The organism is Streptomyces sp. NPDC058086, from assembly GCF_042885015.1.
Classification (GTDB): Bacteria; Actinomycetota; Actinomycetes; order Streptomycetales; family Streptomycetaceae; genus Streptomyces.
This window is the reverse complement of the sequence record NZ_JBHVST010000106.1, coordinates 1-14819: the sequence shown is the minus strand read 5'-3', so window position 1 is coordinate 14819 and position 14819 is coordinate 1. Positions and strand designations below refer to the sequence as shown.

Here is a 14819-nt window from a genome sequence, read left to right as displayed (position 1 = left end):
GGCCGGCCGTATCTCCCCTTCCCGTATCGCACGCTTGGAGGAGTCGTCGTGACGCACAGCACCGCGGGCGCGCACCACGCGCCCGCTTCGCACTCCCCGGCCGACCCGCGCCGCTGGCTGATGCTCGTCCTGCTCTGCCTGGCCCAGTTCATGCTCATCCTGGACGTCACCGTCGTGAACGTCGCCCTGCCCGACATGGCCGCCGACCTCGACCTCGGCAGGCAGGCGCTGACCTGGGTGGTGACCTCGTACACCCTGTGCTTCGGCGGACTGATGCTGCTCGGCGGGCGCCTCGCCGACGTGTTCGGCGCCCACCGCACCGTCCTCGCCGGGCTCGCGGTGTTCACCACCGCGTCCCTGGTCACCGGGCTCGCCACGAGCGCGCCCATGCTGCTGGGCGGGCGGATATCCCAGGGCATCGGAGCCGCCCTGCTCTCCCCGGCCGCCCTCTCGATCGTCACCACCGGCTTCCAAGGCGCGGAACGCAACAAGGCGCTCGGCGTCTGGGCGGCCGTCGGCGGCACCGGCTCGGCCATCGGTGTGCTGCTGGGCGGGGCGCTGACCGACGGGCCCGGCTGGCAGTGGGTCTTCTACATCAACGTCCCCGTCGGCGTCCTCGCCCTCGCCGCGCTGCCGGGCCTGCTCCCGGCCCGTCCGCCGCGGCCGGCCCGGCTCGACCTGCCCGGCGCGCTGCTGGTCACCGCGGGCACCGGGTCGCTCATCTACGGCCTGGTCAAGGCGGGCGACACGGGCTGGAGCGGAGCTGCCACACTGCTGTCGCTGCTCGCTGCCGTCGTGCTGTACGGGACGTTCGCCGCGGTCGAACGGGTCGGCGGCGCCCCGCTGATGGACCTCCGCATGCTCACCCGCCGTCCCGTGGTCGCGGGCGCGTTCCTGCTGCTGATCGCCACCGCGCTGCTGATCGCGTTCTTCTTCCTGGGCTCGGTCTACCTGCAGCACGTACGCGGCTTCAGCCCGCTGCGGACCGGCCTCGTGTTCCTGCCCGTGGCCGTCGCCACCGCCGTCGGCGCCCACCTCGGATCCCGGCTCGTCGGCAGGATCGGCAGCAGGACGACCGCGGTGGGAGGCCTGCTGATCGCGGCGGCGGGCACCGCGCCGCTGACCCGGCTGTCGCACGACGGCAGCGTGTACGCCGGCCTGCTGCCGGGCCTCGTGGTCGCCTCACTCGGCCTCGGGGCGGTCTTCGTCACCGCCACCACCACGGCGCTGGCGATGGTCGCGCGCGAAGAGGCCGGTCTGGCCTCGGGCGTCGTCAACACCTTCCATGAGGTGGGGGGTTCGATCGGCGTGGCCGTCCTGTCCACCGTCGCCGCCGCGGGCATCGAGCACGGCGCGATCGACGGTTTCACGGACGCGTTCACGCTCAGCGCGGTCGCGGCCGCCGTGAGCGCGGGCGTCGCCCTGTTCCTCGTACCGCGCGGCAGGCCACAGACGACCGGCGGTCCGCATGTCCACTGAAGCGCCCGAGTGACCGCCCGGGCTCCCCACGACGGTCGAGGGAGCCCGGGCGGTCAACGGGTACTGCGGATCAGAGCCGGTCGAGGATGCTCTTGAGCTGCTTGACCTCGGCGGACTGGCCCGTGACGATGGCGTCGGCCATCTTCTTGGCGTCGGCGTCCTGGCCGCTCTTCTGCTCGGTCTTCGCCATGGCGATCGCGCCGTTGTGGTGGTCGATCATCATCTGGGCGAACATCTTGTCGAACTCCTTGCCCTGCATGGCCTTGAGTTCCTTCATGTCCTTGTCGGACATCATGCCGTCGCCGCCCATGCCCATACCGGGCATGTCTCCCTTGGCGGTGGGCTTGCCCCAGGACTTGAGCCAGCCCGTCATGGTCTTGATCTCGGGGTCCTGAGCCTTCTCGATCTTCGCGGCCAGGTCCTTGATCTCCGCGTCGGAAGCGCGGCCGTCGGCCAGCTTGGCCATCTCCACGGCCTGCTCGTGGTGGGGGATCATCATCTGCGCGAACGTGACGTCCGCCTCGTCGGCGTCACCGGCCTTGGCGGCCGCCGTCGCGGTCGCTGTCGCCGAGCTCTTGCTGCCGCCGTGGTGCATGCCGCTCGCTCCGCCGCTGTCGCCGCCGCAGGCGGAGAGCATCAGGGCCCCGGCGGCTACGACGCCGACGGCCGCGACACGGCGGACGGGCTTGCGGTGGAGGTGCTTGCCGTGGAAGGCGCGCGTGAAGGCAGTCATCGTGAACTCACCTCGTGTGTTGGTACTGGCTGTGTGGGCGTACGCGTCGTCGCGGGAGCGCGCGTGGTGCGCGTCCGCGAGGGCGGTTCGGCCTACAGCCGCAGGACCGACAACTCGGTGAGATCGGGGCCGCGGGGTGGGGGATTGGGCCGCAGCATGACGGGCGCCTCGGCGAGGAGCTTCGCCAGCCAGTCCGGACGGCGCGTGAGGGCCGTCCTCAGCAGCGCGGTGAGCACCCACGCGCCGAACATCACCGCCACGCACAGCGAGAGCATGTCCATCGCCATGGCCGGCTTGTCCTTGGACGCCGTGTGCGTGGAGTGCGCGGCGCCGGCCCGCTCCGGTGACGCCGGAGCCCCCATGGGGTCGTGGGCGGCCGCCGCCGTGGGCATCGTCGAGACGTGGGACGCGGGGCTCATGCCGTCGCCGGACGACTGGCCGGGGTGTCCCACGGCGTGCATGACGAACACGCCCAGCGCGAGAACGACGACGAGCAGCAGGTGCCCGTAGGCGCCTCCCGCTCGTACGTATCGGTTCACGTGCACGCCGGCAGTCTCCGTCTGTGATCGCTCCGGACTGACTCTCCGACAGTAGCGAAGGGGAGTGGAGCGTGCTGTCGTGGGGGTCGGATACCGGCCCGCTTTCTGAGCGGCTCACTGAACGCACGGTGCGGTACCGAATCCCGCACCGGCATGGCCGACCCGGAACCGCACCTCCGGCGCAGCGGCCTTCACCCTGTCGGGGGAGGACGCGTCAAGGTGGTGTCAACGTCCGCGTGACTGGCGCCAAGGATGCGTCAAGGGTTGTGCCGGACGACTCGCGGAAGGGCTTCGGTGGGGGGAAGTAACCCTTCCCGTCGGAGAGTTGATCTTCAGTGAGCGGAGCGCGTCGGCTGCGATGAATGACGTACCGACCGAGATGAGTGATGTGCGGACCGGTGGGGGTGAGGTACGGACCGCCGCGGGTGACGTACGGCCCGGTCGGCTGAAGGTCTACCTGGGGGCGGCCCCGGGAGTCGGCAAGACCTACCGCATGCTCGACGAGGCACGCCGCCGGACGGCACGCGGCGCCGACGTGGTCGTGGGGTTCGTGGAGTGCCACGGGCGCCCGGGCACGGAGGCGATGCTCGACGGCCTGGAGGTCGTACCGCGTGCCCTCTGCGCCCATCGCGGCGGGGAGTTCGAGGAGATGGACCTCGCCGCGGTCCTCGAGCGCCGGCCGCAGGTCGCGATCGTCGACGAGTTCGCCCACACAAACGTCCCCGGAGCCGGCCGCAACGCCAAACGCCGGCAGGACATCGAGGAACTGCTAGCCGCCGGGATCGACGTCATCACGGCCCTCAACATCCAGCACCTGGAGTCCCTCAACGACGTCGTCGAGAAGATCACGCGGATGCCGCAGCACGAGACGGTGCCCGACGAGGTCGTACGACGAGCCCAGCAGATCGAGTTCGTCGACATCCCGCAGGAAGGACTGCGACGCCGGATGGCGCACGGCAACATCTACGCCCCCGAGAAGATCGACGCGGCCCTGGCCGACTACTTCCGGCTCGGCAATCTGACCGCGCTGCGCCAACTGGCCCTGCTGTGGGTGGCCGACCGGGTGGACGAGGCGCTCCACTCGTACCGCTCCGAACACGGTATCGGCGGGGTGTGGGAGACGAGGGAACGGGTGATCGTGGCCCTCACCGGCGGCCCCGAGGGGGGCACCCTCATCAGACGGGCCGCCCGGATCGCCGACCGGTCGGCGGGCGGTGACCTGCTCGCCGTGCACGTGACCCGCAGCGACGGTCTCGCCGCGGGCACCTCGCACGCCTCACTCGCCCGGCAGCGGCGGCTGGTCGAGGACCTGGGCGGGAGCTACCACTCGGTCGTCGGCGACGACGTGCCGACCGCCCTCGTCGACTTCGCCCGCGCCGAGAACGCCACCCAACTCGTCCTCGGCACCAGCCGCCGGGGCCGCGTCGAGCGCTTCGTCACCGGCCGCGGCACGGGCGAGACGGTGGTCGAACTCTCCTCGGACATCGACGTCCACATCGTCACGCACGAGCGCGCCGGACGCGGCACGCTGCTGCCCTCGCGGCGGCGCACCCTGTCGACCGCGCGCCGGGTCGCGGGTCCGGTCACCGGGCTGCTGCTGCCCGTGGCGCTCACCTTCCTGCTCGATCTCGACTGGGCCCGGGACCGGCTCAACCTCACCAGCGAGGCACTGCTGTTCCTGCTCACCGTGGTGGGTGTGGCCTGCATAGGCGGGGTCGTCTCGGCGGTGATCGCCTCGGTGACGGCGTCCCTGCTGCTCAACTACTGGTTCATCCCGCCCGTCGGGCAGTTCACGCTCGACGATCCCAACGCGCTGCTGGCCCTGGCGGTCTTCGCGGCGGTCGCCGCCGTGGTCGCCGGCGTCGTCGACCGTTCCCTGCGCCTGTCGCGGCGCTCGGCCCGCGCCACCGCCGAGGCCGAGACCATGTCCTCGCTCGCCGGCAGCATCGTGCGGGGCGGCGCCACGATCCCGGCGCTGGTGGAACGCACACGCGAGACCTTCGGCATGGACTCGGCGGAACTCGTCGACGAGCCGCCCGGAGACGACGGCGCGACGGTCGTGCCCGCGGGCCCCGGCGCCTTCCTCGTCCTGCGCGGGCGCCTCCTGCCCTCCCCCGAGCGGCGCGTGCTCGCCGCCTTCGCCGCCCATGTGGGATCCGCCGTCGAACGGGCCAGGCTCGCCGAGGCCGCCGCCGAGGTCGAACCGGTCAGGGCCGCCGACCGGATGCGTACGGCGCTGCTGCGGGCGGTCGGCCACGACCTGCGCACGCCTCTCGCGGCGGGCTGGGCCGCGGTCTCCTCGCTGCGCAGCCGGGACGTCGACTTCTCCGACGAGGACAGGGACGAACTCCTCGCGACCGCGGACGAGTCCATGGCCAAGCTCAACCGCCTGGTCGAGAACCTCCTCGACCTCAGCCGCCTGCAGGCGGGCGCGCTCACGCTGAATCTGCGGGCCACCACTCTGGAGGAGGTCCTCCCGGCGGCGCTCGCGGACACCCCCGAGGTGGCGGTAGGGGACCTGGAGGAGATCCCGGCCGTGCTGGCCGATCCGCCGCTCCTGGAACGCGTGATCGCCAACCTCGTCGGCAACGCGGCCCGCCACAGCCCGGCGGACCGCAAGGTGCTGCTGACCGCGAGCATCCACGCGGGCCGCGTCGAAGTCCGTGTCGTCGACCGCGGCCCGGGCCTGCCGCCGTCCTCCAAGCTCTCGGCTCCGCCCGAGCAGGGAGGCACCCCCGTCCGCGACCGGCTCTTCGAGCCCTTCCAGCGTCTCGGTGACACCGACAACACCACCGGCCTCGGCCTCGGCCTGGCCCTGTCCCGGGGGCTGACCGAGGCGATGGACGGCACCCTCACCCCGGAGGACACTCCCGGCGGCGGTCTGACGATGGTGCTGTCGCTGCCCTTCGCCGAGCGGGTGGATCTTCCCGGTGATACGCAGAGCGTAGGAGGCGGCGTATGAGCAGGGGGTGTACGACTCGTGGCAGCGGCGTACGAGGGCTCGGGCCCGAGGTCGCCGTGGCAACCGCAGGAGGTGACGGTGTGATGACCGGCTATTCGCTCCGGGACCGGCTCGCCCTGGTGGCGGGCCTGGTGGGCCCCTTCCTGGTGGCGCTCGTCCTCGTGCCCTTCCGTACGGATCTGTCGCACACGAACGCGGCACTGATCCTGGTCGTGGTGGTGGTCGCGGTCGCCGCCCTCGGCAGCCGTACGGCGGGGGCGCTCGCGGCGCTGTCCGCGGCGGCCTGGTTCGACTTCTTCCTCACCCGCCCGTACGAGACGTTCGACATCCATACCTCGGCCGACATCGAGACGGCGGTGCTGCTGCTCGTCGTCGGCGTGATCGTGTCCCAGCTCGCGGCCCGGGCCCGCCGCCTGGAGGTCATCACGGTGACGGACGCGGACTATCTCGCCCGCGTCCACGAGACCGCCGAGCTCGCCCAGTCCGCCAAGTCCTCCGACACCGTGGTCGACCACGTCCGCGGCCAGCTCACCGAGCTGCTCGGCCTGCGCGGCTGCCGCTACGAGTACGGCACCCTGCTGGGGCAGCCGCCCCGGCTGGAGCAGGACGGAAACGTCTCGGTCGGCCACCGGCGCCGGGACGTTGACGCCTGCGGCTGGCCGGACGGCGAGATCGAACTGCGCACCTACGGCAACGGCCACTACCTGGGCCGCTTCATGCTCACCCCCGGCCCGGGCCCCGTACCGCCGCTCCAGGCCCGCCTGGTGGCGGTCACTCTCGCCGACCAGACGGGCGCGGCCCTGGACACGGCCGGGCGGTAGGTACCCGCGGGGGCATTGCGCGCAGCCGAGCAGGAGCCGTGCGGGGTACGGAGCGTCAAGGTCCCGTCAAGGTCCGGGGCTTCTCCGCGAAGAAGGCGCAAGGAAGGGTCGAAGGCAGTCGATGACGGACAGAACCTGGGCGCACCCGCGCATCGCCTCCCCGCGTGCGCGGGCCACCGCGTAAGGAGCCCGTATTCCATGTCTGTCCTGACGATCGAGCCGGGGGCGACCCCCGCCGACGAGGAGCCGCCGGATGCCGGCGAGCGCCATCGCCTCACCGCCCTCACGGGGCTGGCCGCCCTGTCGCTCGACGCGATGGCCTCGGTGGCGTACGGGCCCGAGGCGATCGTCCTCGTGCTGGCCGCGGCGGGCGCGCACGGCCTCGGCTTCACACTGCCGGTGACGCTGGCCATCGCCGGGCTGCTGGCGGTGCTCGTCGCCTCGTACCGGCAGGTGATCGCCGCGTTCCCGGACGGCGGCGGGTCGTACGCCGTCGCCAGGACCCACCTGGGCGCCCGTACGAGCCTGGTGGCGGCGGCCTCGCTGGTCCTGGACTACGTGCTCAATGTGGCGGTCGCCGTCACCGCCGGGGTGGCGGCGCTGACCTCGGCGTTTCCTGAACTGTACGGCGACCGGCTGTGGCTGTGCCTGGCCGTGCTGGTGCTGATCACGGGCGTGAATCTGCGCGGCATCGTGGAGTCGGCGCGCGCGTTCATCGTGCCGACGGCGGTCTTCGTCGTGTCGATCCTGGTGCTGATCGCCGTCGGTCTCTTCCGGTCCGCGCCCGTCAGCACCGTGGCCGCGGCCGGGCACGCCTCCGTCCTCGCCGACAACGCCACCACCGTCGGCGCGCTGCTCCTGCTGAAGGCCTTTGCCTCGGGGTGCAGCGCGCTCACCGGTGTGGAGGCGCTGGCCAACGCCGTGCCGTCCTTCCGTGTCCCGCGCGTGCGCCGGGCCCAGCGGGCGGAGGTGGCCCTGGGAGCCGTCCTCGGGGTGATGCTGATCGGCCTGTCGGTCCTCATCTCGCGCTTCCACCTCCAGCCGGTGGAGGGCGTCACCGTCCTCGCCCAGCTCGCGGACGCCTCGCTCGGCCACAGCTGGGCCTTCTACGTCATCCAGTTCGCCACGATGATCCTGCTGGCGCTCTCCGCGAACACCTCCTTCGGCGGCCTGCCCGTGCTGCTGAAGCTGCTCGCCCGGGACAACTACCTCCCCCACGTCTTCGCTCTGAAGGCCGACCGGCAGGTGCACCGTCATGGTGTGCTCGCGCTGGCTCTGGTCTCGGCGGCCCTGCTCGTCTTCTCCGGCGGCGACACCAACACCCTGGTGCCGCTCTTCGCCATCGGCGTCTTCATCGGTTTCACGGTCGCGCAGGTCGGAATGGTCCGGCACTGGCGTGGTGAGCGGGGGAGGGGGTGGCGGGGCAAGGCTCTGCTGAACGGTTTCGGCGCCGTGCTCACCGGCGTCTCGGCGGTCGTGGTGACGGCGACGAAGTTCGAGGATGGCGCTTGGCTGATAGTGATCGCCGTGCCGCTGCTGGTGGCCGCCTTCGAGACGGTGCACCGGGCGTATGCGCGGATCGGTGAGCGGCTGGGCCTCGGGCGGATCCCCGAGCCGCCGCACCGTGACCGTTCGCTGGTGATCGTTCCGGTGTCGAACCTGTCCCGGCTGACCGTGGAGGCCCTGAACGCCGCCGCCTCCCTCGGCGACGAGGTACGTGCCGTCACGGTGTGCCATCCCGATGCCGAGGACCGCGCCCACACGCATGCGCTGGCCCGCGACTGGGCGCAGTGGGATCCCGGGGTACCGCTCGTCCAGCTCACCTCCGAGCGCCGCACCGTGGGGCGCCCGATCGCCGAGTACGTGGGCGAGACGGCCGCCGCGGAGCCCGGCACCCGGGTCACCGTGCTGATCCCCGAGGTCGAGCCGGACCGGCTGTGGCAGCGGCTGCTCCAGAACCAGCGGGGCGCGGTCGTCGCTCACGCGGTGCGCCGTGACACGGACGCGGTGATCTGCCGGCTGCGGTTCCGCGTCTTCTGACGCCCTGCCCCGACGCCCTGCCCCGACGCCCTGCCCCGACGTCCTGCCCCGACGTCCTGCCCCGACGTCCTGCCCCGACGTCCTGCCCCGACGCCCTGCTCCGGACCCCGCTCTGACGCCCCGTTCCGACGTCCTGCCCTGGTCCGCGCCCTGATGGCCCGCATCTCGCTGATGCGGGCCATCGGCGTACTCGGCCGCACGGCGGACGGCGGGACCCGTCGCCGCACGTGGAGCGGTCGGTCGTAAGGGTTCCGTCAAAGGCGGACCGGCCGCCGTATGGGAGGTGTCAACGGCGGCCAGATCCGGCCATCGAGGCGGTTACCTCTAACCGTCCGCTTCATTTCTGAACCTCATCTAGGAGTTCGCGATGGCCGATCTGGCCTTCGTCGTCACCACGATCGCGGTGTTCGCGCTGGTGGCCCTCGTCGCCAAGGGGGTGACGAAGCTGTGACCGCCGAAAACATCGTCGGCCTGATCGTGGCCGTCGCCCTGCTGGGCTATCTCGTCCTCGCCCTGATCTTCCCGGAGAGGTTCTGAGAGCGCCATGAGTCCCGTTCTTGCCGGCGTGCTCCAGCTGCTCGCGCTCATAGCGGCGCTGGCCCTCGCCTACGTCCCCCTTGGCGACTACATGGCCAAGGTCTACTCCTCCGACAAGCACTGGCGTGTGGAGAAGTGGATCTACAAGGGCATCGGCGCCAATCCGAACACGGAGATGCGCTGGCCCGCGTACCTGCGCGGCGTCCTCGCCTTCTCCGCCGTCGGCGTCCTCTTCCTCTACCTGCTGCAGCGCCTCCAGGGCCATCTGCCCGGCTCGCTCGGCTTTGCCGCGATCGACCCGGACCAGGCGTTCAACACCGCCGCGTCCTTCGTGTCGAACACCAACTGGCAGTCGTACTACGGCGAGCAGGCCATGGGCCACGTCGTACAGACCGGCGGCCTGGCGGTGCAGAACTTCGTCTCCGCCGCGGTCGGCATCGCCGTCGCCGTGGCGCTCGTGCGCGGCTTCGCGCGCTCGCGCACCGGTGAGCTCGGCAACTTCTGGGCCGACCTGGTGCGCGGCACGATCCGCATCCTGATCCCCATCTCGATGATCGGCGCGATCGTCCTGGTCGCCTGCGGCGCCATCCAGAACTTCTCCGGGATCCACTCCGTGGGCCAGTTCATGGGCGGCTCGCAGCAGTGGAACGGCGGCGCGGTCGCCTCGCAGGAGGCCATCAAGGAGGTCGGCACCAACGGTGGCGGTTACTTCAACGCCAACTCCGCCCACCCCTTCGAGAACCCCACCCCGTTCTCGAACCTCTTCGAGATCTTCCTGATCCTGCTGATCCCGTTCGCGCTGACCCGCACCTTCGGCCGCATGGTCGGCAGCCTGAAGCAGGGTTATGCGATCCTCGCCGCGATGGCCACGATCTGGGTCGGGTTCACGGCTTTGATGATGTGGACCGAGTTCGCCCATCACGGTCCGGCGTTCCAGATCGCGGGCGGCGCGATGGAGGGCAAGGAGACCCGTATCGGTGTCGGCGGTTCGTCGATCTTCGCGGTGGCCACGACGCTGACCTCGACGGGTGCGGTGGACTCGTTCCACTCCTCGTTCACGGGTCTCGGCGGCGGTATCACCCTGTTGAGCATGCAGCTGGGTGAGATCGCGCCCGGTGGTACCGGCTCCGGTCTCTACGGCATGCTGATCATGGCGATCATCGCGGTGTTCATCGCCGGTCTGATGGTCGGCCGCACCCCCGAGTACCTGGGCAAGAAGATCGGCACCCGCGAGATCAAGTTCGCGGCCTGCTACATCCTCATCACCCCGGCGCTGGCACTGGTGTTCACTGCGGCGGCGATGGCGCTGCCCACCCCCGGTCACTCGATGACCAACAGCGGGGCGCACGGCTTCTCCGAGATCCTGTACGCCTACACGTCGGGTGCCAACAACAACGGCTCCGCGTTCGCGGGTCTGAACGCCGACACGCAGTGGTTCAACAGCACGATCGGTATCGCGATGCTGCTGGGCCGGTTCCTGCCGATGGTGTTCGTGCTGGCGCTGGCGGGTTCGCTGGCCGAGCAGAGGCCGGTCCCGGCGACCGCGGGCACCCTGCGCACCGAAAAGCCGCTGTTCACCGGCCTGTTGGTGGGCGCCATCCTGATCATCACCGGTCTGACCTACTTCCCGGCGCTCGCGCTGGGTCCGCTGGCCGAGGGGTTGGCGTCATGACCACTCGCACAGATTCACCTTCAGAAGAGGACTCGATGTCCACAGCCACTCCGACCCGGGCGCCGCACAGCGATGTGCCGACCGGCCACAAGACCGACGAAAGCCGTGTCGGCGCGGGTCTGTTCGACCCGAAGCAGCTGCTGAAGTCGCTGCCGGACGCCTTCCGCAAACTCGACCCACGGGTGATGATCAAGTCTCCCGTCATGTTCGTGGTCCTCGTGGGCTCGGTCCTGACGACGATCTTCTCCTTCAAGGACCCGGGTGACTGGTTCGGCTGGGCGATCAGCGCCTGGCTTTGGCTGACCGTGATCTTCGCCAACCTGGCGGAGGCGGTGGCCGAGGGCCGCGGCAAGGCGCAGGCGGACACGCTCAGGAAGGCGAAGACCGACACCGTCGCCCGGCGCCTGACCGGCTCCACCGAGGAACAGGTCCCCGGCACCGAACTGCGCGTAGGCGACCTGGTCGTCTGCGAGGCGGGCGACATCATCCCCGGCGACGGTGACGTCGTCGAGGGTGTGGCCTCCGTCGACGAGTCGGCCATCACCGGCGAGTCGGCCCCGGTCATCCGCGAGTCCGGCGGCGACCGCAGTGCCGTCACCGGCGGTACGAAGGTCCTCTCCGACCGGATCGTCATCAAGATCACGACGAAGCCCGGCGAGACCTTCATCGACCGGATGATCGCCCTGGTCGAGGGCGCGGCCCGGCAGAAGACGCCGAACGAGATCGCGCTGAACATCCTGCTCGCGTCCCTCACGATCGTCTTCCTGCTCGCGGTGGCGACCCTGCCGCCGTTCGCCGACTACGCGGGCACGCACCTCACGATGGTCGTCCTGGTGGCCCTCCTGGTCTGCCTGATCCCGACCACGATCGGCGCGCTCCTGTCCGCGATCGGTATCGCGGGCATGGACCGGCTGGTCCAGCGCAACGTACTGGCGATGTCGGGCCGCGCGGTCGAGGCCGCCGGTGACGTCTCCACGCTGCTGCTCGACAAGACCGGCACCATCACCCTCGGCAACCGCCAGGCCTCCGAGTTCGTGCCGGTGTCCGGCACCACCGAGGCCGAGGTGGCCGACGCCGCCCAGCTGTCGTCGCTGGCCGACGAGACGCCCGAGGGCCGCTCCATCGTCGTACTGGCGAAGGAGAAGTACGGGCTGCGCGAGCGGCACCAGGGCGAGCTGTCCGGGGCCGAGTGGATCGCCTTCACCGCCCAGACCCGTATGTCGGGTGTGGACGTCGACGGCCGCAAGATCCGCAAGGGCGCGGCCGGTTCGGTCATCGCCTGGGTCCAGGAGCGGGGCGGCGAGGTGTCGGCCGACGCTGACACCCTCTCCAACCGGATCTCCGAAGCGGGCGGTACGCCGCTGCTGGTGGCCGTCGAGGACACCGAAGGCGCGCGCATCCTCGGGGTCATCCACCTGAAGGACGTCGTCAAGGAGGGCATGCGCGAGCGGTTCGACGAGCTGCGCCGGATGGGTATCAAGACCATCATGATCACGGGTGACAACCCGCTGACGGCCAAGGCGATCGCGGACGAGGCCGGCGTCGACGACTTCCTCGCGGAGGCGACTCCCGAGGACAAGATGGCGCTCATCAAGCGGGAGCAGGCGGGCGGCAAGCTCGTCGCGATGACCGGTGACGGCACGAACGACGCCCCCGCGCTGGCGCAGGCGGACGTGGGCGTGGCGATGAACACGGGTACGTCGGCCGCCAAGGAGGCCGGGAACATGGTCGACCTCGACTCGAACCCGACCAAGCTCATCGAGATCGTCGAGATCGGCAAGCAACTCCTCATCACCCGGGGCGCGCTCACGACGTTCTCCATCGCCAACGACGTCGCGAAGTACTTCGCGATCATCCCGGCGCTGTTCGCTGCGGTCTACCCGGGCCTGGACAAGCTGAACATCATGCACCTGTCCTCGCCCGACTCGGCGATCCTGTCCGCGGTCATCTTCAACGCGCTGATCATCATCGCGCTGGTGCCGCTCGCCCTGCGGGGTGTGCAGTACCGGCCGGTGAGCGCCGACAAGATGCTGCGGCGCAACCTCGGGATCTACGGCATCGGCGGCCTGATCGCCCCCTTCATCGGCATCAAGATCATCGACCTGCTCATCTCCCTCATCCCCGGAATCGGCTGATCGGCTATGAACAACTCGGTTACGAACACTGCCCGGTTGCTCTGGGCGGGCCTGCGCGCGCTCCTTGTGCTCACCGTGGTGACGGGCGTCCTCTACCCGCTCGCCATCACCGGGGTCGCCCAGGGCCTGTTCAACGACAAGGCGAACGGCTCGGAGATCAAGGCGAACGGCAAGGTCGTCGGCTCCTCGCTGATCGGCCAGTCCTACAACCTGCCGCTGAAGAAGGGCCAGGAGACCCCGGATGCCGACCTGAAGTGGTTCCAGGGCCGCCCCGCGAACGGGCTGGGCGCCAACAGCGTCAACACGCAGTACAAGCTGATCCTGTCGGGCGCCACCAACCGTTCGGGTGACAACGCCGACCTGATCAAGTGGGTCAAGGACGCCAAGGCCGCCGTCATCAAGGACAACTCGGTGAACGGCTACACGGTCAAGCCCTCCGACGTGCCCGCCGACGCGGTCACCTCCTCCGGCTCGGGCCTGGACCCGGACATCTCCCCGAAGTACGCCGACATCCAGGTGCACCGGATCGCGGAGAAGAACGGCCTGGCCGTCGCCCAGGTGCAGAAGCTGGTCGACGAGCACACCGACGGCCGCACCCTCGGCTTCATGGGCGAGCCCCGAGTCAACGTCCTCGAGCTCAACATCGCGCTCAAGGGACTTGTGGCGAAGAGCTGATGGGCTTAGGCGCACCGCGCGGGAGTTGGCGAACGGGGAACAGACCCCGGTTCGTCAACTCCCGCGTTCACGAGGCCGGTTCCACGGGCTTTGGCCCGCCGTACAACAGGAAAGGCGCACACTGATGACCCGGGTACTGGTGGTGGAGGACGACCCTCAGCTCGTCCGGGCCCTCGTGATCAACCTGCAGGCCCGCAAGTACGGCGTGGACCCCGCCCCCGACGGCACCACCGCACTGCGCATCGCCGCCGCCCGGCAGCCCGACGTGGTCCTGCTCGACCTCGGCCTGCCCGACATGGACGGCACGGACGTCATCAAGGCCCTGCGCGGCTGGACCCGCGTACCGATCCTCGTGCTGTCCGCCCGCCGGGCCTCCGACGAGAAGGTCGCGGCCCTGGACGCGGGCGCCGACGACTACATCACCAAGCCGTTCAGCATGGACGAACTCCTCGCCCGGCTGCGCGCCGCCGTCCGCCGCACGGACGACGTTCCGCTGGCCCCCGAGACGACGCTCGTCATGACGGACGGCTTCACCATCGACCTGCTCGCGAAGAAGGCCACCCGCGCCGGGCACGACGTACGCCTTACACCGACCGAGTGGCATCTGCTGGAGATCCTGGTCACCAACCCCGGCCGGCTCATCACACAGAAGCACCTGCTGGCGGAGGTGTGGGGAGTCAGCCAGAGCAACAAGACCAACTACCTGCGGGTCTACATGGCACAGCTCCGCCGCAAGCTGGAGGCGGACCCCGCCCACCCCCGCTATCTGATCACCGAACCGGGCATGGGATACCGCTTCGAGAGCTGAGGCGTGCGTACGAAACCGACGAAGAGAAGAGAAGATGGCACGCGGCAAGCTTCGGATCTACCTCGGCGCGGCACCGGGGGTCGGCAAGACGTACGCGATGCTCTCCGAGGCGCACCGCCGGGTCGAGCGGGGCACCGACTGCGTGGTGGCGTACGTGGAGCACCACGACCGGCCGCGCACCGAGGTGATGCTGCACGGTCTGGAGCAGGTCCCGCTCAAGGAGTTGGAGTACCGCGGCTCCACGTTCACCGAGATGGACATCGACGCGGTGCTGGCCCGCCGCCCCCAGGTGGCCCTGGTCGACGAGCTGCCCCACACGAACATCCCCGGCTCCCGCAACGCCAAGCGCTGGCAGGACGTCGAGGAACTCCTCGCCGCCGGGATCGATGTCGTCTCGACCGTCAACATCCAGCACCTG

Annotated in this window: 11 protein-coding genes and 1 pseudogene; 10 read left to right on the top strand and 2 right to left on the bottom strand. The window is 70.3% G+C overall.

Going from position 1 to position 14819, the window contains the following annotated elements:
- Nucleotides 1–48: 48 nt before the first annotated feature.
- A complete protein-coding gene (locus tag ACFVWD_RS46670) occupies nucleotides 49–1479 on the top strand; it encodes an MFS transporter (RefSeq protein WP_389604369.1) in 1431 nt (476 codons plus the stop codon).
- Nucleotides 1480–1549: 70 nt separating this feature from the next.
- On the opposite strand, the gene ACFVWD_RS46665 is transcribed toward ACFVWD_RS46670, so the two are convergent.
- Together ACFVWD_RS46665 and ACFVWD_RS46660 are read right to left on the bottom strand one after the other, a co-directional pair.
- Nucleotides 1550–2212 carry a DUF305 domain-containing protein gene (locus ACFVWD_RS46665; protein ID WP_389604368.1) on the bottom strand — a complete coding sequence of 221 codons (663 nt, stop codon included), beginning with the start codon at nucleotides 2210–2212 and terminating at the stop codon, nucleotides 1550–1552.
- A gap of 92 nt (nucleotides 2213–2304) precedes the next feature.
- The gene (locus ACFVWD_RS46660; protein WP_389604367.1) at nucleotides 2305–2757 is read right to left on the bottom strand and encodes a DUF6153 family protein; all 453 of its coding nucleotides are present in this window, start codon (nucleotides 2755–2757) and stop codon (nucleotides 2305–2307) included.
- Between the two features lie 373 nt (nucleotides 2758–3130).
- Here ACFVWD_RS46660 and ACFVWD_RS46655 point away from each other — a divergent pair, with 373 nt between their 5' ends.
- The 9 genes and pseudogenes from ACFVWD_RS46655 to ACFVWD_RS46615 form a co-directional block, all read left to right on the top strand.
- Nucleotides 3131–5713, top strand: a complete 2583-nt coding sequence (locus ACFVWD_RS46655; protein WP_389604404.1) for an ATP-binding protein — start codon at nucleotides 3131–3133, stop codon at nucleotides 5711–5713.
- Nucleotides 5714–5796: 83 nt separating this feature from the next.
- Complete coding sequence (locus ACFVWD_RS46650) at nucleotides 5797–6534, top strand: DUF4118 domain-containing protein (protein ID WP_384906827.1); 738 nt, start codon at nucleotides 5797–5799, stop codon at nucleotides 6532–6534.
- 198 nt (nucleotides 6535–6732) lie between these two features.
- Entirely contained in the window at nucleotides 6733–8574 is a 1842-nt protein-coding gene (locus ACFVWD_RS46645) for an APC family permease (protein ID WP_389604366.1), read from the top strand.
- Nucleotides 8575–9021: 447 nt separating this feature from the next.
- Entirely contained in the window at nucleotides 9022–9111 is a 90-nt protein-coding gene (kdpF, locus tag ACFVWD_RS46640) for a K(+)-transporting ATPase subunit F (protein ID WP_037659531.1), read from the top strand.
- Nucleotides 9112–9118: 7 nt separating this feature from the next.
- Nucleotides 9119–10783, top strand: a complete 1665-nt coding sequence (gene kdpA, locus ACFVWD_RS46635; protein WP_389604365.1) for a potassium-transporting ATPase subunit KdpA — start codon at nucleotides 9119–9121, stop codon at nucleotides 10781–10783.
- Between the two features lie 35 nt (nucleotides 10784–10818).
- Nucleotides 10819–12918, top strand: a complete 2100-nt coding sequence (kdpB, locus tag ACFVWD_RS46630) for a potassium-transporting ATPase subunit KdpB (RefSeq protein ID WP_389604363.1) — start codon at nucleotides 10819–10821, stop codon at nucleotides 12916–12918.
- A gap of 6 nt (nucleotides 12919–12924) precedes the next feature.
- A complete protein-coding gene (locus tag ACFVWD_RS46625; protein ID WP_389604361.1) occupies nucleotides 12925–13593 on the top strand; it encodes a potassium-transporting ATPase subunit C in 669 nt (222 codons plus the stop codon).
- A gap of 124 nt (nucleotides 13594–13717) precedes the next feature.
- Nucleotides 13718–14401, top strand: a complete 684-nt coding sequence (locus tag ACFVWD_RS46620; protein WP_389604359.1) for a response regulator — start codon at nucleotides 13718–13720, stop codon at nucleotides 14399–14401.
- 34 nt (nucleotides 14402–14435) lie between these two features.
- Nucleotides 14436–14819 (top strand): annotated as a pseudogene (locus ACFVWD_RS46615) (histidine kinase); the annotation flags it as partial.